We start from the raw sequence: 24,051 nt of genomic DNA, 5'->3' as shown, positions 1-24,051 counted from the left end.
TGTAAGTATTCAGTGTTTAAGATGATGCAAAAGCTTTTTAACAACAAACTGCGCGTCCGGCCCCACCCCCCTTAAGGTAGCAGAACCAAAGGAACGCTGCCCTTCCAGCCCCACATAATAAAGCCCCGGAACGTCGCTTATGCCTGCTTGATGTAACGGCCTCCCTTCCGCATCCAGCGCGCCAATCGCTTGAAGGTAGGGAAGATGCGGCCGGTAGCCTGTCGCAAAGATCACCGTATCCACCGGTTCTTTTGTCCCGTTCGGCCAAATGACGCCCTCCTCATAAAAGGACGTAAACATCGGTTGTTGATCCGGTTTTCCTGCCGCTACTTTTTCTTTGTACCCGCCCGAATCGTTCACCGCACTTGAACTCGGCGCAGTTTTCCCGAACCGCCAAAATGGAAAGGTGTCAAATCCAATCAGTTTGATCCAAAAATGCACATCCTGACCCAACAGCCTCGATTTCATGAATTGGACCGGCCGGAGTACCGCTAAAGACGTCTTGCTCACCTCGGCCAGCTCAACACCGATCTGTACGGCAGAATTGCCACGCCCGACCACCACTACGCGTTGATTGCGAAATGGCTCCGGATTCCGGTATTCGGAGGAATGAAGTGTGCGGCCTTGAAACGCCTCCTGCCCCGGCAAAACTGGCGTATAGGGATTGTGAAATGAGCCGGCCGCATTAATGATGGTGCGCGCCCGAAACGTATCCCCTGCTATCGTACGGACCCTAAACCCTTCTCCATCCCTTTCGACCGATGCTACGCGCTGATTGGTCCGAACCGGCAATTGAAATTTTGCCCGATAATCCTGTAAATAACGAATGACTTCATCACGCTTGGGATAGCCATTCGGATCGCCGGGGAACTTCATGCCTGGCATCGACGAGAAACGTGCTGGAGAGAACAGTTTGAGACTATCGTAATAACGCGGCCACGAGCCCCCCGCCTCGTCGCCCGCGTCCAAAATCAGAAATCGAAGTCCTTTCTTCTGAAGATGATAGCCGGAAGCCAGACCCGCCTGCCCCCCTCCAATGACAATCGTATCCAATACCTCATTCATACCCAACATCCTCCGATTTATTTGCAATTTGCAAGTATTAGAGAAAAGAAATCACCCGATGGGGGTGGAACAGCAAAGGCTGGATTTTGACATCGCTTCATTCAAAAGCTTAATGGAGCGAATGACCGTTTCTTTTTCAAAATCGTTCATGTGAGAGAAAACTTCAGCTAAATAAGCGTTCATTTGCTGGTCAATCGTCGTGGCCACGTACTTCCCTTCTGTCGTGAGCGAAAGCACATACACCCTGCGGTCGTCCGGATCGGGCGATTTTTTGACCAAATTCATTTTAATTAACGATTGGACTTGTCGGCTAAAGGTCGTAATATCGGTCCCTAACGCCTCGGCTACCTGCTGAATGGACGGTTGATGCTGACGATCGATCTCGTAAAGAATATGGCTTTGCACCAAAGATATATCGCATCCACCGGCGGAGCAGCAATTTTTATTGAGAAACCCAAAACGGCGTGTCATGATCTGAAATAGTTCGCGAACATTTTCCACTGTGGTTCACCTCATGACTTAGTTATACAATATTTATTTGCAAATTGCAAATAAAATAATCGCAATAGAAAACCACTCGGCTGAGTGGTCTCCTGATTGCTTATTTGCCGGGATATAATTTGTGCAACGATTCTCTCTGGGAGGGTTTAATATCAATGATGTTGCGAATGCTCTTCGCCTTGGCCTCGGCTTCGTCAAGCGTGTCGCTTAATCCCAAGGCAAGTAAGGTGCCAGCGGCTACCGTACCGGTCCGTCCCTTTCCACCGCCACAATGAAAAGCAACTTTCTTGTTTTGGTGATAAGCTTCGATGACGGCCTGGATCGCTTGCTCGAAGGCTTTTTCTTGCGGCATAGCAGCATGATCTGCTAACGGAATTTGAATCCATTCCGCACTCGCCGCTGGATAGGCGCAATCCGTCGCTTCGCCGCGCAGATCCACGATCACGTCGATACCTTCATTTTTTACCATCGATTCAACATCGGCTGCCGCGCCCATAAAAATTTTATCAGGAATCAAAGCATGGTAGGTTTTTTCAGACGCCATGGACTATACTCCTTTTTTAAACGATCCAAACTCAATCGGAACCGGGGCCGCTGGCGGCGCGCAGCACAGGGACAAATCCCTGGCTTCTCCGGCGGATTCGAATTCGGAATCTTCTTTTGTGTAGAAAATCTCCCAAGCGTTGCCGTCCGGATCATATACCCAAACTTTATCCTGCACCGCATAGCAGCATGTGGTATTCATCTCGTCAATCAGTAGCAGTCCGCTTTGACGAAGCCTCTCCCCCATGGCCAGCACTTCTTCCGTATTATTCACTTGAAATCCCAAGTGGTTCAGTACACCCTTTTGTTCGAAGGGACGTACATTGAGCGAAAAATGAAGCGCCGGTTCTTCTAACTCGAATTTGGCGTAGTTATCTTTAACCTTACTCGGTTCGGCTCCAAAAAAAGCGCGATAGAACTCAAGAGACTTGTTCAGCTCCGTGCAGTTTAAAGCAACATGCATTCGTTTGATCATCGTCGCCACCTCATTTCCCTTCTTTGACAAATTGTTCAATCCGGCTCTTAATCGAATCGCGAACGGTGCGGAACTGGTTCATAATTTCGTCTTCCGTTCCGGTTGCTTTTGCCGGATCATCAAAACCCCAATGCCATTTCGTTACATTCTTGTTGGAGATCACAGGGCAATGCTCGTCGGCGTGGCCGCACAGGGTAATAACATAATCGGCGTGATTCAAAATATCCGGATCGATCACATCGGAGGTGTTTTTGCTAATATCTACGCCAGCTTCTTGCATGACTTGCACCGCACGCGGATTCAGTCCGTGTGCTTCAAGACCTGCACTTTTAACTTCATATTTATCGCTGCCTAGCGCGTTTAAAAACCCGTCTGCGATTTGGCTTCTGCAAGAATTTCCGGTGCACAAAAAATAAATTAACTGTTTTTTCTCCATGGTGAACAATCTCCTTTGATTTCAATTCATTAATCGCCTTGATGAACTCTTTTCGCTTGTTTACTTCTCATAAAAGTCTTCATGATCATTGCAACTACCACTAGGACGATCACGATCACCGCGATACATAACCATACATTCACCTGTAGCGTCTGGAGAACATAAAGCCATACATAAAGACCGGTGAGCGTAATGAACAACGTGGGAATGGTTAACAGGATACCGACTTTAAAATAATAGCCCCATCTAATTTTCACGTTTTTCGTGGATAGGACATGCAGCCAAAGCAGCGTGGCCAAGGAGCCGATTGGCGTAATTTTCGGCCCTAAGTCCGAACCGATCACATTCGCATAGATCAGCGCCTCACGAATGAACCCATCGGTTTGCGTACCTTGGATGGCCAGCGCATCGATCATGACCGTGGGCATGTTGTTCATAATGGACGACAGGATGGCTGCAATAAAGCCCATACCTACGGTAGCCACAAATAACCCTTGGTCTGCGACCGCTTGAATGACGCTGCCTAGTGCATCCGTAAGTCCGGCATTGCGCAAGCCATAAACGACCACATACATGCCGATAGAGAAGATGACGACAGCCCAGGGAGCGCCTTTGACCAGTTTCCAGGTATGAATCGCAGGGCTTTTTCTCGCCGCGAACAAAAAGGCAATCGCTGCAACCCCGGCAATAATGGATACAGGGATCGAGAAAAATTCGCTAATGAAATACGCAACGAGCAGCGCGGCTAAAATGACCCAAGATAACTTAAACAGCCGCATATCCTTGATGGCTTCCTTCGGCTTTTTCAGTTGCTTAAGATTGTAAGTGTTCGGGATACTCTTCCGGAAATACAGATACAACACAATGAGGCTCGCAATGACGGAAAAGAAATTCGGAACAATCATGCGGCTCGCGTATTCCGCAAAACCGATGTTGAAATAATCCGCAGATACGATGTTAACCAAGTTGCTGACGACAAGCGGTAAAGATGCCGTATCCGCAATGAACCCACTGGCCATAATAAACGGCAGGATCATCTTTTCATCAAACTTAAGTGCCCGGACCATGGCGAGTACAATCGGGGTAATAATCAAGGCCCCGCCATCATTGGCAAACAGGGCGGCAACCGCCGATCCCAGCAGGATGATAAATACAAACATGAGCAGGCCGTTTCCGCGGGCCAGCCGCGCCATATGCAATGCAGCCCACTCAAAAAATCCGATTTCATCCAGCACCAGTGAGATTAAAATAATGGCCACAAACGCCAAGGTAGCGTTCCACACGATACCGGTTACGGTGCCGACGTCCGCGAAGCTGACCACACCAAAGAGCAAAGCAAAGATCGCTCCGGCACTTGCCGACCAGCCGATATTTAATCCTTTCGGTTGCCAAATGACAAAAAGCAACGTTACCAAGAAAATGAAAATCGCCACATAAACCATTTATGCTTCCTCCTGAACTACGTACAGCAATCATTGGTTTCGCAAACGGCAGGCTCAATCAGCGCCGCTTGCGAAGGAATTTCTTTTAGAATATCCAAAATATAAGGCTTGTCTTCCAGGCAGAGCGAATAATAAACCCACTGTCCCCTGCGAGACTCTTTGACCAGGCCCCCGTCCCGCAGCTTGCGCATATGCTGACTGATATTGGGCTGGCTCGTTTTCAAAATGTCCACGATCTCGCACACGCACAGTTCCTTCACCTGCAACAAGGCTACGATAGTGAGTCTGTTCCGGTCCCCCAATAGCTTCAAGGCATCCGCTACTTCTTCTAGTTTGCTCAACTGCTTCACTCCTTTTAAGCGACGGGAATGTCCATCCCTTTTAACAACCCGATTACTTTCTCCCGAATCTCGTCACGCGCTCTCTTCACGTCTTCCAGGTTGCCGCCGTCTACAGCCAACGGGTCGGGGATGTTCCACTCGACGTTCATGATCTTAAACGGTACGATAGGACAGCGTTCTACAATTTGTTCGCACAACTTGACGATGGCATTCGACGCTAGAAAAAATTTCATATCGATTTTTTTGCAAACATGCTGGGAAAGATCGATGCCTACCTCGCGCATAGCTTCAACGGTGTAAGGATGCACTTCTTTCGATGGTTCTAATCCGGCACTCTCCACCACCACATGATCCCCGCCATAAAACTTAGCAAAGGCTTCGGCCATCTGACTTCGGCACCGATTTTGCCCGCAAAGGAAATAAATCCGCGTAACATCCCGTTTCATTCTCCCACACTCCCCTACCCCTTGTAAATAGCCATATAATTATTTGCTTATTTCAAATATGATTTTACATGCCAATTGTTATCGCAGTATTAACGTTGAAAAAGAAAAAAGCAGCCGCCGGGGAAGGAACTGCGATGTTTTCGATTAATTTTCACCGGGTGAAACGATATAGATTTCGTAAGATTGACAAGAAATTAGATCTTGTCAAGGCTCCGGATGAATGACGTGACATTGCCCAAACAGCAGGCTCCTTGTGGGTTATTAACCTCACACCCACAGCGACCAGCTTGAATTTGTTCTCTTATATGATCAATTGGATTCTGATTTTCCTGAACGGCTTGTATTAAGCGTTCTCTTGTCCATCCGAAGCAGTAACAAACGGGTACTTCCAATGCAGCGTCTTTTTGGAACACCGAAACTTTGAGCATATCTTTGCCAAATGTCTGCTCATCACTAAAATAGACAACTTCGCAAGATGAATTCGCGCAAAAAGTGTAAGTTAATTCAGGGTATATTGTTTCTAACGCGGTTGGTTGAAGCAATGCCTTGAGCGTAATCAATTGAATAGTTTTGCCCTTTTGGTAACAAACAGGGCATTGAATTGATTTTGTTGGATTATCAGTGGAAGTTTGACAACAGCTATGCATTTTGTATCACTCCTTGTGCAGTCTTTAATTCATCACTGTTTTAATAATGGGGCATTCATAAATATCTTTGTTTTCGGGGCATCTTTCTTTAAGGTCTACCAACATCCGTTCAATTCTTCGGAGGTCTTCAATTTTACGCTGGATGTCCTCTATCTTTTGAACAGTGAAATCATACATATCGCGGCACTTTACTTCATCCCGATCAACAACACCTAACAATTTGTCAATTTCATTTAATACGAATCCCAATTCCTGCATGCGTTTAATAAATGTTATACGATCGGCTGTTTGTTCTGGATATATTCGGTAGCCTGAATCGGTACGAGAAGGTTCTGCAATTAAACCGATTCGTTCATAATACCGGATAGTTTCTTTGTTAACGTTACATTTATCAGCAAGTTCTCCGATACGAAACTGCATTTGCTTCACCTCACACGTAGTATAAACCCTGTACTTAAGTACAGGGTCAAATAGATATTCTTCCTCTTTAATTAAAAAGAATTCATTACCGAGAATGTTTGTGCACCCACATTTTTTTACATCGCTTTTTGGGAAGTCCTTAGCGTACAGAATTTCCGAAATGTTGGCGTTACCATATATACGCTTCGCCTTTCGCTTCAAGGACGTAAGCACTTTCAATTATATTTTATTACATTGACTTTGCGGGTGGAACTAATATGGGGGAGAAAGTACACATGAAGCTGGGATATGGCCGTGTGTCGGCTAAAGATCAAAAACCGGAACGACAGTTCGTCAAGTTCCAGGAGTTGGGCATCTAGGACCATTTGTAAATAGTTTGTATTTGTCTTGTGATTATTTAGGCTCTTGCCCATTACTGCAGGTTTTGCACTCCTTTATATAGGCAGTTGCATATGATAAAAAAGTAAACACTGAATCATAAGAGGAGAATGAGTATGTTCCATAAATCATGCCATCACTATCAATGGCATAATCCGATGCATAACAGCTGGAATAACAACTATCGGGATTATAATCCTCACTATTACAATTGGTATAATACTGATAGTAATCCCTACGGAAAAATGAAATTAAGAGATTATGGACAAAGTCCACTTGTAGTGAATATTGACCAGGCAGCAAAGCAAAACAAAACTTACCGTACCGCTTTATGGACAGGAAAACATTTTCAAGTGACTCTGATGAGTATTAATGTTGGCGATGATATCGGTTTAGAAGTCCATCCGACAACTGATCAATTCATACGTATTGAAGAAGGTCAGGGACTTGTTCAAATGGGTGATAGGAAGGACAAATTGGATTTTCAAGTAATGGCCTATGATGACTATGCAATTATGATACCTGCTGGAAAATGGCACAATGTAACCAACACAGGCAATACCCCCCTTAAAGTTTACGTTATCTATGCGCCTCCTGAGCATCCATATGGTACAGTTCATGAAACAAAAGCAATTGCACTGTCTGCTGAAGGTTAGTTAAATCCAATTATTCCAACTTTATTTCGTCCCGGTCCGGAACCCAGGCCGGGTTAATTGGGGTATTACCAGCGTCACTGTCACGAAGTCCAAAAGTATGGAACAAAATAGTTTGTTGAATATGACTCATAAATTTCCAAGAAGGCCGGGTGGTATCAGCTTCGCTGGTACTCCCCCTAAGGCAGTCTATATTGGACTAGATCAACTCTCCAAATAGCGATATAGTGTAGTTTTACTAATTCCCGTCTCTTCCTTTATCTGTGCAAGACTATACTTTTGACTCTGATACATATGAATGGCTCGTTTCACATTCTCATCAGGCTTTCGCGGACGGCCAGGACTCATTCCTTTTTGTTTCGCCTCATACAATCCCTTTTTAGTATTCTCACTAATGACATCACTTTGAAAATTCAATAAATAATTTACGCTGTCATGAAATGAGTATCCTGATGATTGATTCGTATTTATCCCTTCGCCAACAGTATAGAGATATGACCTTTTTTCATTTAATTGATTTAATAGCTCTGCTAGATGCCGGGTAGAATCCGCAAATGAAAATAGCCTTGCAACAACAACTGTATCCCCTGGTTGAAGTTCATTCATCATTTTTATTAACATTACTCTTTTTTTAGGGGATGAATGCTCCTCAGTGAAGAATTGGTCACAATTCAGTTCTTTCAAAGTCTCTATTTGGATTTTACAATTTAAATCATCTTGATAGGGTCTCATATAACCAATTAACATAACGTGCCCTCCTTACTGCAGAAGCCCTTTTGAAAGCATACCACAAAAAAGGGACCTAAAAGGTTCCATTTTGGTCCTTTTGGTGATAAAATGAATGAGCCTAATACGGAACCTGACTTTTATGAGAGTTAAAAGTCACACTAAAAATAAATAAGGAGTGGAAGTAAACGTGGTTGAAAGAATAAAAAGAGAGTGGTTTTCAAACATAAGGGGCGACATACTTGCTGGAATTGTTGTCGCTTTGGCTCTCATTCCAGAAGCGATTGCCTTTTCCATTATTGCCGGTGTCGATCCTATGGTTGGTTTATATGCCTCTTTTTGTATCGCAGTCATTATAGCCTTTGTAGGCGGTCGTCCAGGTATGATTTCCGCCGCTACTGGCGCGATGGCTTTGCTGATGGTACCTCTAGTTAAAGATTACGGATTACAATATTTATTAGCCGCCACTATACTCACCGGGATCATACAACTTATTTTTGGATTATTCAAGATTGCAAAGCTAATGAAATTTATTCCTAGAGCCGTCATGATCGGTTTTGTTAACGCACTCGCAATCCTGATATTTATGGCGCAGGTCCCTCATTTTGTTGGCATATCAACTCTGACTTATGTGTTTGTTGCTATTACTTTGATTATTGTATATGTATTGCCTCGTTTTTTCAAAGCCATACCAGCCCCATTAATCGCTATTATCATCCTTACATCGGTTGCCATCTGGGGACATTTAGATTTAGGAACGGTTGGGGATTTAGGAAGAATCACTCAAACCCTGCCTTCTTTCTTTATCCCGGACATTCCATTTAATTTTGAAACACTTCAAATCATCTTTCCTTACTCTGTCGCTTTAGCCATTGTCGGATTACTGGAATCGTTGCTTACATCCTCTATCGTTGATGATATGACAGGAACAGAAAGCAACAAGAACAGAGAATCCAGAGGACAGGGTATCGCAAATATTATTACAGGTTTCTTTGGCGGTATGGCTGGATGTGCCATGATCGGTCAATCTGTAATCAACGTCAAATCAGGGGGCCGCGGCAGGTTGTCCACGTTAGTTGCAGGTCTGTTCTTAATATTTCTGATTCTTGTATTAGGCGGATTGGTTGTACAAATACCGATGCCTGTTTTGGTTGGGATTATGATTATGGTATCGATTGGCACATTTGATTGGACATCATTTTCGTATCTGCGTAAAGCTCCAAAGACGGATGCTCTTGTAATGTTGACTACGGTCATTATCGTTGTGGCGACTCATGACCTCTCCAAAGGCGTTATAGCCGGTGTTATTCTTAGCGCTATCTTCTTTGTGGCCAAAATTTCAAAACTAGAGGTTAGAAGACGGCAGACCAGCAAAGAAATCATATTTGATGTAACGGGTCAATTGTTCTTTGCCTCTGTGGAAGGCTTCATAAAAGCCTTTGACTTTAATATCGCTGATGATATAAATATTGTGATTGATTTCTCTCATGCACACATTTGGGACGACTCTGGCGTAGGCGCAGTAGATAAAGTAGTCATCAAATATCGTGAAAACAATAATCATGTCACAATTAAAGGACTAAATGCATCTAGCAAAAAAATTATAGATAAGTTAGCCGTATACCAAGATGCAAATGCTCAATTAAAAGCACACTAATGAAGGGGAGAGATGAATATGTATCAACGTATTTTACTCGCTGCTGATGGGTCAAAAAACTCGATTCGGGCAGCCCAGGAGGCTGCGAAAATTGCATCCTTGATTCCAGATTCCACCGTTGAAATCCTATTTGTGGCGGACTTATCCAAAATTAAAAGTGAAGTCTTGCATTCTCAAAATCATGAGGAAATAGAGTTGAAACGACATCAAAAGTTGCTTCCTATTGCAGAACAACTTTCTGCTAAAAATGTCAATCATGAAACAAAGATTATTACTGGCGATCCTGGTCCAGCTATTGTGGAATATGCAAACAATGAGAAAGTGGACTTGGTCATTATTGGAAGCCGCGGGCTAAATGCCTTACAGGAATTTGTCTTGGGCAGCGTAAGTCATAAAGTGGTTAAGAGAGTACTGTGTCCAGTTATTGTTGTAAAATAATTGATCCCAAGATGTTGGGAGGGAGTTTGATTGAAAAGCAGAACAACAATATTGATAAGTATTGTACTCGCCCTATTCGTAGCATCAATGGATACCACGATTATGAATACAACAATGCCAATCATAGCAAAGAGTCTTGGCGGGTTTGAATTTTTTGCTTGGCCGTTTGCCTCTTATATGATCGCAAGCACCGTGCTCGCTCCAGTTGCAGGCCGATTATCAGACTTGTTCGGCCGGAAACGAGTCTTTGCTTTTGGAATTATTTTATTTTTAATCGGTTCTATACTGTGCGGTGTGTCGCAAACGATGGTACAGCTTGTTATTTTCCGTGGAATTCAAGGTATCGGTGCTGGCTTCATGATGCCTTTTCCAGCTATTATTGCAGGCGATCTATTTTCCATTCAACAGCGCGGAAAAATTCAAGCCTTGGGGACGTCAATGTGGGGACTGTCTGCAGTCATCGCACCGCTATTAGGCGCATTTTTCGTGGAGTATATGACATGGAGATGGATTTTCTTTATAAATATCCCGATTTGCATTCTAGCGTTGCTCACTTTATTACCATATAAAGAGGAGTATACTCCCAAAAAAGCACGTATCGATTATATCGGCGCACTTTTGTTTACGATTGGAGTCAGTGTGTTGCTTCTGGCAACTGTCGTAGATAGCAATCAAATCCTCTATGTCAGTGTTGGCGCAATATTCATTATCGCCTTTTACTTCTTTGAAAAAAAGCAAGCATCACCACTCGTTCCCCTTTCCATTGTTAAAGATAAAACGATTCGCTGGATGAACATTAACGGTTTCCTTGGTTGGGCGGCCTTATTTGGAACCGCAAGCTATATCCCGTTGTTTCTACAGGACATAACCAAACTCTCCGTTTTCCAAAGTGGCATCGCATTACTAGGAACTGCCCTTGGTTGGCTTTCTGCATCTGTTCCGGCGGGAAAGTGGATTTTGAAATTTGGCTATCGCCGTCTGTTTATTATTGGAAGTATTCTGCTCGCTACTTCCGGAGTCTTCCTCGCTTTTTTGCACGATGGAAATGGATTTTGGTATGTATTTTTTGTTTTGATGATTCAAGGTTTCGCTTTCGGTTTATTATCGACAACAGGCGTTATCGGCGCCCAGCAGCTTGTTGAACCGCATGAAAAAGGAATTTCAACTTCATTTATGATGTTTGCTCGTAACATAGGAACAGCAATAGGCGTAACGATCATGGGGGCAATTCTGACGAGATCAGAAGATTTTATGAGCGGAATCCATCACATATTTTTGTACGGATTGATCGGAAGTATGATTGCCCTACTTACTACATTTTTTATCAAAGATCGTACCGCGGACACTGTACCCGAAGGAAAGATATAAGCCCTTCTTATTTCTAGGGGTAGTACCAGCGAAGTGTCAGTTATCCAAACTCCAAAAGTGGAATCCCTTGTTAAATAAGGGCTTCCACTTTGTTTACATGTATTTAATGTAAAACGTAATCGTTGGTTCCTAAAATGGTCAGAACCGGAACAATGGTGTTCAATTAATGCTTATTCCCCTTATTATTTACCGGTAAAATTAAAATAGAACTCTAAGTTCTAATACCAAAAAACAGATTCGGAAACTTAAAGAAAATATTCACGGGGTTATGCCTATAAGTGCCATACTGGGGCAAGTGTCAACATTGTATCGGCGCTTTCCTTACGTGAGATAAAGTTGCCCGGACGGTGGAACCCGGACCAAACTCAACTACCTGTTGTTTAAGTGAACGCAATACGCATAATTCGTAAATCGCGCGATCGGAGTTCATAATTAATATAGATACAAAACTTTCATTTATCAGAATGTTCCTCTTCTTTTCGCTTCTTAGAATGAGTCTTGTTTGTCTTCAAGATAACAAAAGAACAGATGATTAAACCAAAATAAACAACACTAACCATCAAAATTCCAAATCCATTGGAGCTCAAAATCGACCTCCTTTCTATATTGAATAAATGATTCGAAGGTCAGCGTCCCACCACTTTTCTCAGGGTAGTCATTCGAACTCCTTATGCTACTGGACAAGGCAATCACACCCAACCGCTTACATTACATCCTTCACATGAATAGCTAACTATTCATCTGGTCGATCCCATTTTTTAGAATACGCTTTACTAGTTGCCCATATGGTAATCCATATAATAAAGGCGGCTACTCCAATAACCGCGATATAAACAAGCAACATACTGACACCTCCAGATTAATACCATCGGTTTGACTACGACTTGATAAATAAATACACTATAATTCCCAGTGCAATAAAGGTAATAATAAAGTTGAAGATCAAAAAGACATCACAAGCTTGTTTGCTTAAATAGAAGATACGATTGTTGGAACACTTTTCTATTATCCGCCCGACAATCATGGCAACCTTTTGATTTCCGATATTGTCCAGAAACCGTTGTTGTCGAAAGAACATGAATAGCCTTTGAGATACACGTGACCTTCTGACAAGTCAAACAAAAAACTTTATTTTTTAAATCGTTCATAATCTTCTCCTCTCGCTTAAGTTGTTTAGCGAAAACCGTTATCGTTTTTTCCAAGAAGATAGCCGAAAGGTTGTTTCAAGCAAGGTCGAAACTTCCATATACTCCTGTAGTCGAAACGAACGGGTAACCATATCAAGCAGCTCCTTGTTTCATCTTAAAGAGGATCTCTATAAGCAAAAAAACCAATTTTTCTCCCCTGATATAAAATGTTTTGTTCTGGAATGTGTAGTTGTTTCGCCTTTTCCAAAGCAAATACGACGCTCTCGCAATAACCCGTACAGTATCCAAATTCTTGACGAATGCCGGTCGTTTGCTTCAAAAGAATGATCGAGAACCCCTCTCCCTTTTGCTGAATATGAATTTGACTCATTTCATACACTTCCGATCTGACCCTTGCTGTTCAATGAGTCCTGATATCAAGTATGTCAATCACGCTCATTAATTGGTTGTTAAACATGTTTTTGGTCATGAAGAGCAGATCACATATAAGAGGATCTTGCACCGAATAGACGACGCGAGTTCCAACCTTCATTCCTATTACGAGATGCTTCGCTTTTAAAATACCTAAATGTTGGGAAACCGCAGAACCTTGACTTTGTAAACGCGTTTGAAGCTCATTGACACCTTTCGGTCCTTCACATAATAACTCCAAAATCTGCAATCGCAGCGGATGAGCCATGACCTTAAAAACATCTACTCTGTACTGCTGAAGTGCAAGTTGCATTCCCATTCACCTCATTTCGTCTTTGGGGCGACTCCGAGTGAGAATAGGTTAGGTCCTTGATGGATCTGGCTTCAAGCTGGTGATTACTTCTTTTTGAGACTCCTTGTTTGATAACGCCGCGCATTCACGGAAAGCGAAATGTTTACAACCTAGACATTTATTCAAATCCAGTTGCAATAGCGCGAAGTTAAGTGCCTCACCGGTATGTCCAAAAAAATGTTCAGCCCCAATCAGCGTATACAACCCTGTTCTCTTCAATACATCCAAAGGCTGAGCTTGAATTCCGGATACAAGAATAATCCCGCCAAACTTCTCGAAATGTTTCACCAAACTGGACAGATTCGATTCACCTGTCGTATCCATAAAAGGTACTTTTCCCATGCGCAGCAGCAATACTTTCGGCCTAAGATGAATCGTATCCATAATGGACTTTTCAAACATGTTCGCGGCGCCGAAAAAGAGAGGGCCTTCGATGGTATAGATCCCGATTTGTGGACAATCGTGGCCTTCGGTTACCATGTGGGCTTTCACTTTTTCATGTTTAGCTGTTGGGTCAGGCAATACCTTGGAAACCAGTAAGCCATCACTCATTCGTTTCACAAACAGAATTACGGCCAAGATTAATCCGACTTCAACGGCAGTCGTTAAATTTGTAAAGACCGTAAGCAAAAAGGTAATGAGAAGGACAACGGAATCGCTCGTTTTGGTTTTTAAGACGTGAGCGAATTCTTTTCGTTCGCTCATGTTCCAAGCAACCAGCATCAGAATCGGTGCCATACTAGCAAGTGGGATCTCCGATGCATAAGGTGCAAACAAAATGAGCACCAGCAATACAACAATGCCATGTATAATACCCGACAGAGGTGAGACCGCACCGTTTTTGATATTGGTTGCTGTTCGTGCAATGGCTCCTGTCGCTGGAATGCCTCCAAAGAGAGGGGTTACCATATTGGCGACACCTTGCCCAATCAGCTCACGATTGCTGTTATGACGACTGCCGGTCATGCCGTCGGCAACAACCGCCGATAATAAAGATTCGATGCCGCCCAACATGGCAATAATAAAGGCGGGGCGAATCAAGTTTTCAATGCGATCCCAGGTTAGATCAGGGAAATGAAAATGGGGTAGGGTGCTTGGAATAGCTCCAAATGACGATCCAATCGTTGCAACTTCCCCTTTAAAGAATACGGTCGCCACTATAGTGGATACGACGAGCCCTACCAAGGAACCAGGGACCTTCGGTAGAAACTTCGGCGTTAGGAGGATGACAGCCAAGCAAACCACCGCTGTGATAACACTGTAGAGATTTGTAGTTGTGAGATGCATTACAATTTCCTTCATATTTGGTAGAAAATTCTCATGCTTCTCGATACCGCTCAAACCTAAAAAGTTGGCAATTTGTCCGCTGAAGATTATGACGGCAATTCCAGCGGTAAATCCGATGGTTACAGGGCGAGGAATAAATTTTATCAATGCACCGAGTTTAAATAGCCCCATGAGAACGAGAATAATTCCCGCCAAAAATCCCGCAAGCAATAAATTTTCGTATCCATATTCCATGACAATTGCGAAAAGGATCGGAATAAATGCACCGGTCGGTCCGCCAATTTGAAATTTAGAACCTCCGAACAAGGAAATACAGATACCGGCAACGATGGTGGTATAAATGCCATATTCCGGTTTTACACCAGCCGCAATAGCAAACGCCATCCCTAATGGAATGGCGATAATGCCAACAATGAGGCCTGAAATGAGATCCTTGCGGAATGCGGCTGCATGGTATCCTTCAAATCTTCCCATCCATTTCATCTGAACTACCTTCTATTCTTCATATATTTGATTATTTGAATATATATGAAATGTTACTCCTGTCATCGAATAATGTCAATCGTAATAATCTCGTGTCGCTTCGCATGTTTCCGGCTGCAAAACGAAAAAACAAGGTGATCCTTGATGTTGCTCATGGATACCCTTGTTTTTCAGTTTAAGATTCATTTCGAATGACCTCAAGTAATGAAATGGCATCAACGAGATGATTATCGAAGATCTGCTTTGTGACTGCGAGCAGGTCTTTAATCAACGGGTCACGTAACGAATAAATGACAGAAGTACCATCTTTTAAGCCCGTCACCACATTTTTATTTCGCAATACTGCCAACTGCTGAGAAACGGCTGAACCTTCTGATCCTAAAATACTCTGTATCTCATTTACGTTTTTATCTCCTTCACTCAGAACCTCCAGGATACGAATCCGCATGGGATGCGCCAGCGCCTTAAAAAAATCGGCTTTAAACTGTTGGATATTTTGATTCATGGCTAACGCCTCCTTAATCACTATACTTTTGAATATATGAATATCATAACACAACTTCACCCAAAAACATTCTGGAAAGAAGGGCATACCGGAGCATGGATTGTGATTTGGTTGCAACTCCTATATAATACACATTATATTCAAATATCTGATTATTTGATTAAAAGAACATAAGGAGTGGGTACGAATGCCGGACTCTACGAGTAATAACTCATCACATCAAGATTCGTCATCCTCTCACGAATTGACTACACCTTTCATGCAGGTAAGCAGACAAACCGTCATAACAATGGGGATTCATGCGTTACATGAGATTGGGTCCAATTCCATTTGTAACGTTTGTATCGCCAATGGAGGTTCCTGTTGTCAAGGGTGTCGACATCTTGTCAAAGGTATTGGATGCCAAAAACGAAATGCAAGTTGTACGGCATGGTTATGCGGGTTTTTAAAGTTCTTTTTGTATGAAACTGGTCTACTACGAGAATGGAATGACTTTTGGGAGCAAGTCCCGGGACAAGATTACCGTGAGGACTTTACGCCAGAGGTCTTTTATGTGACAAAGTCGTTATACCTTCCGGATCTTCGCAATTTGAGTGAGGCTCTTGCTACTGATCTTCATGAACTGGCTAAATCTCACATTGCGATCGGGTTTATCCTAACCCTACGGGAAAAAATCGATAAACAGATTGATCAACTCCACGAGTGTCAGCATAATCGGAAAAGGAAAACCAAAATAAAACGGAATATAAAAATGTTATCCAGTTCTTTCCACCGTTTTCAAAAAGAACTTCATGAATATCGACAAAAATTTCCGATTTCGTAGCAATTTCAATAAGGATGAAGGGTGGGAATATTGGTGTTTCATTCGCGTATTACAGCCATTGGAACGTATGTACCCCAACGAAAACTGACAAATGATGATTTGGAAAAGATGGTGGATACCAGTCATGAATGGATCGTACAGCGGACAGGCATTCATGAACGACGTATTGCTGAGCGAGACGAATTTACCAGCGATCTCTGTATAAGTGCAGTCAGGAATCTCGTCTCTCGGTATAACAAGACAATCGAGGATGTGGATTTTATTATTGTTTGCACCACTACACCAGATTTTCCTTTTCCTACAGTATCCTGCTTAATTGAAGCCCATTTTCAAATTCAAAACGCTGGTGCGATTGATATTAGTGCCGCTTGTGCTGGATTTACTTATGGACTTATCATGGCTCATGGCTTGATTGCTTCTGGATTGCATAGGAAGGTTCTGGTCATTGCCGGTGAAACGCTGTCCAAAATTACAGATTATTCGGATCGTACAACCTGCGTCTTGTTTGGCGATGCCGCCGGTGCCGTTCTCGTGGAAAGAGATGACCAGTTTGAGGGATTCGTCAGTCATCATGTTGGCTCCGATGGCACAGGTGGGGTCCATATTTATCGGACAGGGCTTGCCAATAGACTCGGCGAGCAAAAGTTGTGCGACAACAATTGCATTGTCCAAAACGGAAGGGAAGTATTCCGTTGGGTGATGCGAACAATACCCAATTCGATTCATCAATTGATGAACAAAAGCAGTCAGACAATAAACGATGTGGACTGGTTTATTCCCCATAGCGCGAATTTGCGACTGATTGAGCCGCTTTGTGAGAAACTGGAGTTCCCTATAGAACGTACGTTGCATAGTCTAACTCACTTCGGTAATACATCGTCTTCAACGATCCCCCTTTCACTCGATTTAGGGATTCGGAGTGGGAAAATCCGTGCGGGAGATAAAGCCTTACTGTATGGGTTTGGGGCTGGGCTCGTGCATGCGGGCGTCCTCGTAAGGTTACAGCTTGATCCTGTCGTTAACGAACCTCTTCCATTATAAATAACGATTATATGTAGCGGTGGCACCTTATGAAGGTGCCTCTTTGTTTTAGTGGGAATAAATCTTGCGAAGGGAGGGAACAGATAAGTTAAATATTCAAAAATTCAAATATTTATTGGAGGCCCTTGTTGTGTCATTAAAGAAGTCCCGCAGCCTGCTCTGTTTGGTTGTATGGATGTGTTTGCTGTCCAGCACAGGATGTCGTTCATTGAACCAGCCTGCTTTCAGCGAAAAGATAAAGCAGGAAATGAATCCTGTGCAAGCGATTCGTCTGTTGGAAGAAGGAAATCAACGATTTGTTACGGGGCATTTAGCAGAAAAACATGTCATTCGAAATCGGAGGCAGCTTATCTCCGAACAAAAACCGGTCGCTGTCATCATAAGCTGCTCCGATTCACGAGTAGCACCGGAAATTGTGTTCGATCAATCACTGGGGGATCTCTTTGTGATTCGCGTTGCTGGAAATATCGTGAATGATGATGTCATAGGAAGTGTCCAATATGCAGTGGATCATTTACACGTTCCGATTGTGTTAGTTTTAGGGCATGAGAACTGCGGCGCGGTTATTGAGGCATTACAAAGAAGGAGGCATCCAGCTTATTTACAATCCATTGTTAATAAGATTGAACCGGCTGCTGAAAAGGCGATATCCGCTGGCATATCCGAAAAAGACATAATTGACCGGGCTGTAATTGAAAATGTCAAAATGGTTGAGGATGAACTACTTGAATACCCGGCATTCAGGTCTCATTCTGGCTGTCGCGACCATTTGGATCGGAGATGGGTCCGCCAAATTTCTGGCTAAGGTACAGCCCGAAAAGTTGGCTGCCGCTGAATGGCATTTCGAAACCGGAAATCGGGTTTCTTTGATTGTAGGAGGTCATTTGAACCCGGACACGTTGGAAGTAACCGGTGCAATTGAAATCCCATGGGGGCTCAGCTTTCTCGCCACAGGCGATCCGAATGGAACCGTAGTGGGGTTGAACGATTTTCCAAGATCGGAATGGCCGCCGCTATATGTCCATTATTTGTTCGATTCGATGGTCGGCATCGGCTTTTATTTACTTGCTATTCCTGTTCTGTTCCTGACTATCAACAAAATAAAGCGCTGGAATGCCTATAATCGATGGCTCCTGACCGGGATTGTTGCAGGAGGGCCATTATCCCTTCTTGCCATTGAACTGGGATGGTTTTATGCCGAGGTGGGAAGACAACCCTGGATTATCAGAGGATATATGAAAGTTTCAGATGCGGTCACAACAAATCCCAACGTTGGTGTTACGTTTTGGCTTTTTGCCGCACTGTATGCGCTTCTCGGCGTCATTTGCTTATTCGTCCTTGGTCGATTGTTCCGAAACAAGCCTGCGGAAATGGAACTAGAGGAAAGGCGTATTATTTTGTAGAGGAGCATGGAGATGTCGTTGGAGCAGCTTGGAATTACGGTGCTTTGGGTGTTTTTGTACGGGTATTTGATCGTTGCTTCGATTGATTTCGGCGCTGGTTTTTATGCTTATTACGGCAGAGTCATCGGAATCGAGTCCGTTATTGGGCCGCTGATTTCCCGATATTTGTCTCCCGTCTGGGAAGTAACGAATGTGTTTCTGGTCTTTTTCTTCGTAGGTATTGTCGGTTTTTTTCCGGACACTGCTTACTACTATGGTACCGCTTTGTTAATCCCCGGAAGTATTGCGCTAATCTTGCTTGCGGTCCGAGGATCCTTCTACGCATTTACGAATTACGGGGCAAGAAAAAACAATCTTTACTTACTTGCTTACGGATCCACGGGATTACTGATTCCGGCTGCGCTGTCAACAGTTTTCACCATATCGGAAGGAGGTTTTTTGTCTTTTGAAGGCCACTCCGTCCACTTGTTGATGGAGGAGTTGTTTTTTAGTACCTATTCCTGGGCGGTGGTTCTGCTAGCCATTTCAAGCGTTCTATTTATAAGTTCTTCTTTCCTTACTTATTACGCGGCGCGTGCTGAAGATCGAAAGGCGCTGGAATGGCTTCGCCGGTTTGCACTCTGGGGAGGCATTCCGACCATCATCTCCAGCTTATTTACGTTTATGGCGTTGCGAAATCATAACCGAGACCATTTCCTAAACACATTGGATGTGTGGTGGATGTTTGGCTTGTCTTTTATTTGTTTTGCGATTGCGGTGTGGTTCATCTGGCGCAGGCATCGATATGGATGGGCGTTTATCTTGGTTATGGCCCAGTTCGCCTTTGCCTTTTTCGGTTACGGACAGTCACATCTCCCGTATCTTCTCTATCCCATCTTGACATTAACCGGCGGCGTGACCAATCCAGTGATGGGGCGTGCACTGGTTGCAGCATTCACGGCGGGGCTGCTGTTGTTGATACCGGCATTGATATTGCTGTTACGCTTGTTTTTATTCAATGCAGACTATGTAAAGGGGAAAATAAGATGAATCTTTTTGATCGACAAGACAAATGGCTCATGTGGTTATGTTTTGGAATTGCCTTTTTGCTTTTCTTATCGTCGGTTCGATATTTATTTTAACCGGCAAATATATAGGTTTGGCACTTTTTTTGTGCATTGTGCATAGAGCTCAGTTCCCTGCACGTCATGGGGCGATACGTCCGCTCAGCGATGCCACTCTCATCTTAAAGACAAGAGCACCGGGTTTTCCCTGTAACCATCGAAATACTCCTTTATAAGCAAGAAATTTCGCTTTGATTGTCATCCATAGTCATATGGGACTGCCGCTAGACATCAAGCTGGCTTCCCTGGTTTCAAGCATCTATATTTTGCTCAGTGCGCACAGCCATGACTGAATCAAGCGGCCAATTCGCAAGAACAGGCCTTCATTATTCAATCAGGGCCAGCGTTTCATTCGTCGGCCGAATCGATCGAATCGGGTCGACTCATCACCTTCGAGCATCGGCTGGTGCCCGTACTGGATACAGCACTCCTATGCTGCCATGGAAGCTGACAATTAAGGATTTGTATTGCATCATTCCCACCAACCCTGAGCTGTTTACAATGGAGCTCGAAGGCAGTGACTTGCTGCCCCCCTGCCCGTATCCATTGTGTGTAGAGAAAAATGAGCTTCCTCCGTCGATCGGGGAAGCTCATTTTTCAATCAATTGACCAGACTAGCCTTCCTGCTTTGAAGTTCATTCATACTTACTTTACCCCGTTTAGCGCTTTGTAATTGGCTAACGGCAGCTTTCACTTCGAAGACGTATACCGATCCAACAAGGCGAAGGCCCGCCGTCCCAGCCTTTTCTGTTCATCTAACTCAAGCGTTCAGTAGCAGTTGTATGGATGTGGCTCAGATGCTCTTATCAACACAAGCAGTCAAACGCTTCTCGATGTCGGAAGCAATGTTCATCAAGGCCTCATTCTCCACAAGTCCAATGAGAGCCGTTGGCTTCGGCATGCCGATCTTGGTCCTTTCATTCTCCACATACACAGCCAGTTTGCAGGGAAGGAAGTATCCGACCAACGCATTTTCGGACAAAACCCGCCTGGCCTCCACTGGGTTGCAGACCTCGAGAATCTGATACGGCATGTCGAATTCGACGCCTTTCTCGTTCAGCTTCGCCTTCATATCCAGTTGCCATAGGACGCCGAACTTCTCCGCCTTCAAATTTTCCGTCAGTGCTTCAACCGCCTGCTCAGGTGTTTTGGTAGTTTCAACTGTATAATGGAACATCGTTTACAACTCCCTTTACATCATTTCTGTACGACCAGAACGTAATGTGCGCCGGTGGGGTGATCCGTTTCCAGTATGGTAAAACCGGCTTGCTCAAACGAGTGTGTCAACTCCTCGGAGCCTATTCGATGGTGCAGCGGCGGCCCTTGATCCGTCTCCTGCTTTTCCCACTCTAGGCATGCACACCGGCCGCCTCTGCGAAGGACCCGGTGAATCTCAGACAAAGCCTGTTGAAGCGGCTCCGCTTCATGCAGGACCAGGGACGCGATGACACGATCCACCGACTCTTCCTCCAGAGGAATCTGCTCAAGCCGGCCTTCGATGGTCTGAATATTTTTTATCTGCTTCTGTTTCGTCTTGCTGCGAATAACCTCCAGCATCATGGGCTCGATATCCAAGGCAAGTATGGTCCCACTTGTTCGCTCTGAAACAGGGATGGAAAAATACCCCGTGCCAGCTCCAAGATCCAGAATAGTTGCTGACTCGTTCTCATTCAGGGCCAGCTTCTCTAGCAAAGATTCCGGGGGAAGAACAGCCTTACGTTCGGGACTGTCGAGTTTAGCCATATTTTCAGGATTAAAGCGACGCTCGTGCATGGGATTGTCCTCCATTCATTCACTAAAATACTTTAACCGTTTTTATCCTTGCCCTAAACCACGCTCACCACTCGTTTACTTGCTTGCCAGTTTACCTTTCCAAGCCCCGATGCCACCTTGCAGATGGGCGATCTCCTTATGGCCGTTCTTCAACAATATTTTTGCCGCACTTTTACTACGCATACCGCTGCGGCAATAGAGCAGCACGTCACGATCCTGGGGAATCTCGGAAAGCCTTCGGGACAATTGCGAAAGAGGAATATTCTTCGCATCGGCAATATATCCGCCTTTATATTCATTCGGTTCTCGGACATCGATCACCAGCGGTTTGCCGGGTTTGCCCATATGGCTCTTAAATTCCTCTGCGTTAAGGTTTCGGAGTCCTTTGGCCGGTTTAAAGCGCGAATATGCAAACCACACGACTAGCACAAGGATTCCGATATTAATGATTGTACCTGTGTCCAAAGATTCCACATCCTTTCGTATTCACTTGTTTGCCTGTCGGCTGAAAAAAATCCCCCTGCGCGGCACACAGCTGCCGGAAGCCGCGCTTATGCAGGATGCGGGCTGCTTTATTACTCTGATAGCAACTTGAGGACAAAATAATGACGGAGTCGTCGTTAGAGAGCTCTTTATGCCACACATAAGGCAGACGTCCGAGCGATATATTGATCGAGCCGGGAACATGCCCATGCAGATAGTCCGATGCATCCCTGACATCGAGTATTTTCACACTTGACTGATTTCGTGCTTTCTCCAATTCATGACAGGGCACATATTGGAAAGAAGGAACGGGCCAAAAGCCGCGCAGGACCCACAGGATCACGGCTCCGGCAAGAATATACAAGAGTGTTATCATATGAAGTCCTTTCTACAGTACTGCGACAGCTGAATAATGACACAGCTGCCGCAGACCATGGTTATTAGAGAGGCAAAACCTCATACAAGCTTTTCTGTCCAGGCGTTCAATCCGCCGGTCATATTTACGACGTCGAAGCCCTTCTCGCTTAGCAATTCACACGCAAGACCGCTGCGATTGCCGCTACGGCAGATGACGATCGTCTCTTTCGACGGATCAAGTTCTTTTAGCCGCTCGGTGAGCTGTCCAAGTGGAATGTGCTTGGCGCCTGCGACATGGCCGGATGCCCATTCGTCGGGCTCCCGGACATCAAGCAGGTTCAGCTTCTCGCCATTCTTTAACCTTGCGGCCACTTCTTGCGGCGTTGTTGCTTTCGGAATTTTGAATGCCATGTTTTTCACTCCCTCAGATTGTTAGTTGTTGTATTAGCGGCTCTTAACCAGAAGCTCCACAGCTTCTTTGACCATCTTTCCTGTATCGTTACCGGCAGCATGTTCCGCCATGATGCATTGCTGCAAATTTTCTGCAACGATCTGCGCGATAGCCTTGTCCGATGCGTTGCGAACGGCGGACAACTGTGCCACAACTTCTTTGCAGCTCTTTCCTTCCTCCATCAAACGCAGCACCCCGCGGACTTGTCCTTCGATTCTGCGCAGCCGGGTTTTGATTTCGTCCGTGTATTCGTAGTTCATGTCCAACAACTCCTTATACGAGTATGGGTATAGTATAAAGGAAAAAATTATAAGTTCATATACGCTTGTTCAAATGAATAAGTTTACCTTTCCGTTCGCGGCGTCACCCAGATATGCGGCTACTCCTGCATACTCCAGACCATCGATCAATTCTTCCTGTTTCAGACCGAGCAAGTCCATCGTCATCGTACAAGCGACTAACTTAACGCCTTGTTCTTGAGCCAGTTCAACCAGCTCGGGCAACGACAATGCTTTGTGCTTTTTCATCACATGCTTGATCATCTGGGGCCCGAGGCCGCCGAAGTTCATTTTTGACAAACCCAGCTTCTTCGCGCCGCGCGGCATCATCCATCCGAAAGCTTTTTCAAGAAGGCCTTTGTTTGTCTTTATCGGTTCGTCCCGGCGAAGCGCGTTTAATCCCCAGAACGTGAAGAAGATTGTCACCTCGTGATCATAAGCCGCCGCTCCATTCGCAATAATAAACGCCGCGATTGCTTTATCCAAATCGCCGCTGAAGAGCACGATTGTCGTTTTATCTTTTTCCAATTCCAACGTCACATACCTTCTCTCTCATAATATTTACTCATACCCCTATAGGTATATTAACGGACAATAATAAAGAATGCAACCCTTCT

Annotated in this window: 30 protein-coding genes; 8 read left to right on the top strand and 22 right to left on the bottom strand. The window is 44.4% G+C overall.

All coding sequences use genetic code 11. The annotated features are described in order from the left end of the window. Positions 1 to 9 precede the first annotated feature (9 nt). From M0651_RS09940 to merR1, 10 genes are all read right to left on the bottom strand, one after another. Positions 10 to 1,065 (bottom strand): flavin-containing monooxygenase, encoded by a 1,056-nt coding sequence (locus tag M0651_RS09940; protein WP_248551624.1) that lies wholly within the window; start codon positions 1,063 to 1,065, stop codon positions 10 to 12. A 51-nt stretch (positions 1,066 to 1,116) separates the two neighbouring features. After that, entirely contained in the window at positions 1,117 to 1,566 is a 450-nt protein-coding gene (locus M0651_RS09935; RefSeq protein WP_169284754.1) for a MarR family winged helix-turn-helix transcriptional regulator, read from the bottom strand. A gap of 100 nt (positions 1,567 to 1,666) precedes the next feature. Continuing rightward, positions 1,667 to 2,110, bottom strand: coding sequence for a protein-tyrosine phosphatase family protein (locus M0651_RS09930; RefSeq protein WP_049868156.1), 444 nt, complete (start codon positions 2,108 to 2,110; stop codon positions 1,667 to 1,669). A gap of 3 nt (positions 2,111 to 2,113) precedes the next feature. Beyond that, on the bottom strand, positions 2,114 to 2,584 hold the full coding sequence (locus M0651_RS09925) for an ArsI/CadI family heavy metal resistance metalloenzyme (RefSeq protein WP_049869721.1): 471 nt from the start codon (positions 2,582 to 2,584) through the stop codon (positions 2,114 to 2,116). A 10-nt stretch (positions 2,585 to 2,594) separates the two neighbouring features. Next, positions 2,595 to 3,020, bottom strand: coding sequence for an arsenate reductase (thioredoxin) (gene arsC, locus M0651_RS09920; RefSeq protein WP_169284755.1), 426 nt, complete (start codon positions 3,018 to 3,020; stop codon positions 2,595 to 2,597). Positions 3,021 to 3,049: 29 nt separating this feature from the next. Next, positions 3,050 to 4,462, bottom strand: coding sequence for an arsenic transporter (locus tag M0651_RS09915; protein ID WP_169284756.1), 1,413 nt, complete (start codon positions 4,460 to 4,462; stop codon positions 3,050 to 3,052). A gap of 17 nt (positions 4,463 to 4,479) precedes the next feature. Then, complete coding sequence (locus M0651_RS09910; RefSeq protein ID WP_049868158.1) at positions 4,480 to 4,803, bottom strand: ArsR/SmtB family transcription factor; 324 nt, start codon at positions 4,801 to 4,803, stop codon at positions 4,480 to 4,482. Positions 4,804 to 4,817: 14 nt separating this feature from the next. Next, on the bottom strand, positions 4,818 to 5,249 hold the full coding sequence (locus M0651_RS09905) for an arsenate reductase ArsC (protein WP_049868159.1): 432 nt from the start codon (positions 5,247 to 5,249) through the stop codon (positions 4,818 to 4,820). 194 nt (positions 5,250 to 5,443) lie between these two features. Next, positions 5,444 to 5,896 (bottom strand): putative iron-sulfur cluster-binding metallochaperone, encoded by a 453-nt coding sequence (locus tag M0651_RS09900; RefSeq protein WP_169284757.1) that lies wholly within the window; start codon positions 5,894 to 5,896, stop codon positions 5,444 to 5,446. A gap of 24 nt (positions 5,897 to 5,920) precedes the next feature. Then, a complete protein-coding gene (merR1, locus tag M0651_RS09895; RefSeq protein ID WP_169284804.1) occupies positions 5,921 to 6,316 on the bottom strand; it encodes a mercury resistance transcriptional regulator MerR1 in 396 nt (131 codons plus the stop codon). Between the two features lie 494 nt (positions 6,317 to 6,810). On the opposite strand from merR1, the gene M0651_RS09890 reads away from it, so the two are divergent. After that, positions 6,811 to 7,350: a cupin domain-containing protein gene (locus M0651_RS09890; protein ID WP_084781435.1), complete on the top strand. Its 540-nt coding sequence runs from the start codon at positions 6,811 to 6,813 to the stop codon at positions 7,348 to 7,350. Between the two features lie 201 nt (positions 7,351 to 7,551). On the opposite strand, the gene M0651_RS09885 is transcribed toward M0651_RS09890, so the two are convergent. Beyond that, positions 7,552 to 8,094 carry a recombinase family protein gene (locus tag M0651_RS09885; protein WP_049868160.1) on the bottom strand — a complete coding sequence of 181 codons (543 nt, stop codon included), beginning with the start codon at positions 8,092 to 8,094 and terminating at the stop codon, positions 7,552 to 7,554. Positions 8,095 to 8,263: 169 nt separating this feature from the next. On the opposite strand from M0651_RS09885, the gene M0651_RS09880 reads away from it, so the two are divergent. Genes M0651_RS09880 through M0651_RS09870 form a run of 3 tightly spaced genes read left to right on the top strand, consistent with a single transcriptional unit; the run spans position 8,264 to position 11,536 of the window. Continuing rightward, positions 8,264 to 9,730 (top strand): SulP family inorganic anion transporter, encoded by a 1,467-nt coding sequence (locus M0651_RS09880; protein WP_169284758.1) that lies wholly within the window; start codon positions 8,264 to 8,266, stop codon positions 9,728 to 9,730. A gap of 18 nt (positions 9,731 to 9,748) precedes the next feature. Continuing rightward, the gene (locus M0651_RS09875; protein ID WP_169284759.1) at positions 9,749 to 10,168 is read left to right on the top strand and encodes a universal stress protein; all 420 of its coding nucleotides are present in this window, start codon (positions 9,749 to 9,751) and stop codon (positions 10,166 to 10,168) included. Between the two features lie 30 nt (positions 10,169 to 10,198). Next, positions 10,199 to 11,536, top strand: coding sequence for an MFS transporter (locus M0651_RS09870; RefSeq protein WP_169284760.1), 1,338 nt, complete (start codon positions 10,199 to 10,201; stop codon positions 11,534 to 11,536). A gap of 1,302 nt (positions 11,537 to 12,838) precedes the next feature. Here the strand turns inward: M0651_RS09870 and M0651_RS09865 are convergent. The 4 genes from M0651_RS09865 to M0651_RS09850 all read right to left on the bottom strand — a co-directional run bounded on the left by M0651_RS09865 (position 12,839) and on the right by M0651_RS09850 (position 15,722). Further along, on the bottom strand, positions 12,839 to 13,054 hold the full coding sequence (locus tag M0651_RS09865; protein WP_049868164.1) for a hypothetical protein: 216 nt from the start codon (positions 13,052 to 13,054) through the stop codon (positions 12,839 to 12,841). 30 nt (positions 13,055 to 13,084) lie between these two features. After that, on the bottom strand, positions 13,085 to 13,408 hold the full coding sequence (locus M0651_RS09860; RefSeq protein WP_169284761.1) for an ArsR/SmtB family transcription factor: 324 nt from the start codon (positions 13,406 to 13,408) through the stop codon (positions 13,085 to 13,087). Positions 13,409 to 13,456: 48 nt separating this feature from the next. After that, positions 13,457 to 15,217, bottom strand: coding sequence for a SulP family inorganic anion transporter (locus M0651_RS09855; protein WP_169284762.1), 1,761 nt, complete (start codon positions 15,215 to 15,217; stop codon positions 13,457 to 13,459). A gap of 175 nt (positions 15,218 to 15,392) precedes the next feature. Continuing rightward, positions 15,393 to 15,722 (bottom strand): ArsR/SmtB family transcription factor, encoded by a 330-nt coding sequence (locus M0651_RS09850; protein WP_036684721.1) that lies wholly within the window; start codon positions 15,720 to 15,722, stop codon positions 15,393 to 15,395. A gap of 853 nt (positions 15,723 to 16,575) precedes the next feature. Here M0651_RS09850 and M0651_RS09845 point away from each other — a divergent pair. The 4 genes from M0651_RS09845 to M0651_RS09830 all read left to right on the top strand — a co-directional run bounded on the left by M0651_RS09845 (position 16,576) and on the right by M0651_RS09830 (position 20,018). Then, positions 16,576 to 17,586, top strand: a complete 1,011-nt coding sequence (locus M0651_RS09845; RefSeq protein WP_169284805.1) for a ketoacyl-ACP synthase III — start codon at positions 16,576 to 16,578, stop codon at positions 17,584 to 17,586. A gap of 130 nt (positions 17,587 to 17,716) precedes the next feature. Continuing rightward, complete coding sequence (locus tag M0651_RS09840; RefSeq protein WP_169284763.1) at positions 17,717 to 18,391, top strand: carbonic anhydrase; 675 nt, start codon at positions 17,717 to 17,719, stop codon at positions 18,389 to 18,391. Further along, a complete protein-coding gene (locus M0651_RS09835) occupies positions 18,312 to 18,989 on the top strand; it encodes a cytochrome ubiquinol oxidase subunit I (protein ID WP_248551623.1) in 678 nt (225 codons plus the stop codon). The genes M0651_RS09840 and M0651_RS09835 overlap by 80 nt, the downstream gene beginning before the upstream one ends. A gap of 12 nt (positions 18,990 to 19,001) precedes the next feature. Further along, the gene (locus tag M0651_RS09830) at positions 19,002 to 20,018 is read left to right on the top strand and encodes a cytochrome d ubiquinol oxidase subunit II (protein ID WP_049868173.1); all 1,017 of its coding nucleotides are present in this window, start codon (positions 19,002 to 19,004) and stop codon (positions 20,016 to 20,018) included. A gap of 867 nt (positions 20,019 to 20,885) precedes the next feature. Here the strand turns inward: M0651_RS09830 and M0651_RS09825 are convergent. From M0651_RS09825 to M0651_RS09795, 7 genes are all read right to left on the bottom strand, one after another. After that, positions 20,886 to 21,269 carry a DUF302 domain-containing protein gene (locus tag M0651_RS09825; protein ID WP_049868174.1) on the bottom strand — a complete coding sequence of 128 codons (384 nt, stop codon included), beginning with the start codon at positions 21,267 to 21,269 and terminating at the stop codon, positions 20,886 to 20,888. 20 nt (positions 21,270 to 21,289) lie between these two features. Next, complete coding sequence (locus tag M0651_RS09820) at positions 21,290 to 21,865, bottom strand: class I SAM-dependent methyltransferase (protein ID WP_169284765.1); 576 nt, start codon at positions 21,863 to 21,865, stop codon at positions 21,290 to 21,292. Between the two features lie 75 nt (positions 21,866 to 21,940). Further along, a complete protein-coding gene (locus M0651_RS09815; protein ID WP_310735628.1) occupies positions 21,941 to 22,339 on the bottom strand; it encodes a rhodanese-like domain-containing protein in 399 nt (132 codons plus the stop codon). Next, positions 22,308 to 22,724 carry a rhodanese-like domain-containing protein gene (locus tag M0651_RS09810; RefSeq protein WP_084781442.1) on the bottom strand — a complete coding sequence of 139 codons (417 nt, stop codon included), beginning with the start codon at positions 22,722 to 22,724 and terminating at the stop codon, positions 22,308 to 22,310. The genes M0651_RS09815 and M0651_RS09810 overlap by 32 nt, the downstream gene beginning before the upstream one ends. 80 nt (positions 22,725 to 22,804) lie before the next feature. After that, the gene (locus tag M0651_RS09805; protein ID WP_049868177.1) at positions 22,805 to 23,116 is read right to left on the bottom strand and encodes a rhodanese-like domain-containing protein; all 312 of its coding nucleotides are present in this window, start codon (positions 23,114 to 23,116) and stop codon (positions 22,805 to 22,807) included. 33 nt (positions 23,117 to 23,149) lie between these two features. Further along, positions 23,150 to 23,416 (bottom strand): metal-sensitive transcriptional regulator, encoded by a 267-nt coding sequence (locus tag M0651_RS09800; protein ID WP_049868178.1) that lies wholly within the window; start codon positions 23,414 to 23,416, stop codon positions 23,150 to 23,152. 69 nt (positions 23,417 to 23,485) lie between these two features. Further along, complete coding sequence (locus M0651_RS09795) at positions 23,486 to 23,962, bottom strand: DsrE/DsrF/DrsH-like family protein (protein ID WP_372490924.1); 477 nt, start codon at positions 23,960 to 23,962, stop codon at positions 23,486 to 23,488. Positions 23,963 to 24,051: the final 89 nt, after the last annotated feature.

It is taken from the genome of Paenibacillus mellifer (assembly GCF_023195895.1).
Lineage (GTDB): Bacteria > Bacillota > Bacilli > Paenibacillales > Paenibacillaceae > Fontibacillus > Fontibacillus mellifer.
This window is presented reverse-complemented; position numbering and strand designations above follow the sequence as displayed.

What these genes read in the sequence shown, in the direction of transcription:
- M0651_RS09805 (WP_049868177.1), bottom strand. Translation starts at nt 23,116, where the DNA reads ATGGCATTCAAAATTCCGAAAGCAACAACGCCGCAAGAAGTGGCCGCA.
- M0651_RS09855 (WP_169284762.1), bottom strand. Translation starts at nt 15,217, where the DNA reads ATGAAATGGATGGGAAGATTTGAAGGATACCATGCAGCCGCATTCCGC.
- M0651_RS09820 (WP_169284765.1), bottom strand. Translation starts at nt 21,865, where the DNA reads ATGCACGAGCGTCGCTTTAATCCTGAAAATATGGCTAAACTCGACAGT.
- M0651_RS09810 (WP_084781442.1), bottom strand. Translation starts at nt 22,724, where the DNA reads ATGATAACACTCTTGTATATTCTTGCCGGAGCCGTGATCCTGTGGGTC.
- M0651_RS09875 (WP_169284759.1), top strand. Translation starts at nt 9,749, where the DNA reads ATGTATCAACGTATTTTACTCGCTGCTGATGGGTCAAAAAACTCGATT.
- merR1 (WP_169284804.1), bottom strand. Translation starts at nt 6,316, where the DNA reads ATGCAGTTTCGTATCGGAGAACTTGCTGATAAATGTAACGTTAACAAA.
- arsC (WP_169284755.1), bottom strand. Translation starts at nt 3,020, where the DNA reads ATGGAGAAAAAACAGTTAATTTATTTTTTGTGCACCGGAAATTCTTGC.
- M0651_RS09860 (WP_169284761.1), bottom strand. Translation starts at nt 13,408, where the DNA reads ATGCAACTTGCACTTCAGCAGTACAGAGTAGATGTTTTTAAGGTCATG.
- M0651_RS09900 (WP_169284757.1), bottom strand. Translation starts at nt 5,896, where the DNA reads ATGCATAGCTGTTGTCAAACTTCCACTGATAATCCAACAAAATCAATT.
- M0651_RS09930 (WP_049868156.1), bottom strand. Translation starts at nt 2,110, where the DNA reads ATGGCGTCTGAAAAAACCTACCATGCTTTGATTCCTGATAAAATTTTT.
- M0651_RS09940 (WP_248551624.1), bottom strand. Translation starts at nt 1,065, where the DNA reads ATGAATGAGGTATTGGATACGATTGTCATTGGAGGGGGGCAGGCGGGT.
- M0651_RS09885 (WP_049868160.1), bottom strand. Translation starts at nt 8,094, where the DNA reads ATGTTAATTGGTTATATGAGACCCTATCAAGATGATTTAAATTGTAAA.
- M0651_RS09925 (WP_049869721.1), bottom strand. Translation starts at nt 2,584, where the DNA reads ATGATCAAACGAATGCATGTTGCTTTAAACTGCACGGAGCTGAACAAG.
- M0651_RS09825 (WP_049868174.1), bottom strand. Translation starts at nt 21,269, where the DNA reads ATGTTCCATTATACAGTTGAAACTACCAAAACACCTGAGCAGGCGGTT.
- M0651_RS09830 (WP_049868173.1), top strand. Translation starts at nt 19,002, where the DNA reads ATGTCGTTGGAGCAGCTTGGAATTACGGTGCTTTGGGTGTTTTTGTAC.
- M0651_RS09915 (WP_169284756.1), bottom strand. Translation starts at nt 4,462, where the DNA reads ATGGTTTATGTGGCGATTTTCATTTTCTTGGTAACGTTGCTTTTTGTC.
- M0651_RS09800 (WP_049868178.1), bottom strand. Translation starts at nt 23,416, where the DNA reads ATGAACTACGAATACACGGACGAAATCAAAACCCGGCTGCGCAGAATC.
- M0651_RS09905 (WP_049868159.1), bottom strand. Translation starts at nt 5,249, where the DNA reads ATGAAACGGGATGTTACGCGGATTTATTTCCTTTGCGGGCAAAATCGG.
- M0651_RS09890 (WP_084781435.1), top strand. Translation starts at nt 6,811, where the DNA reads ATGTTCCATAAATCATGCCATCACTATCAATGGCATAATCCGATGCAT.
- M0651_RS09850 (WP_036684721.1), bottom strand. Translation starts at nt 15,722, where the DNA reads ATGAATCAAAATATCCAACAGTTTAAAGCCGATTTTTTTAAGGCGCTG.
- M0651_RS09865 (WP_049868164.1), bottom strand. Translation starts at nt 13,054, where the DNA reads ATGAGTCAAATTCATATTCAGCAAAAGGGAGAGGGGTTCTCGATCATT.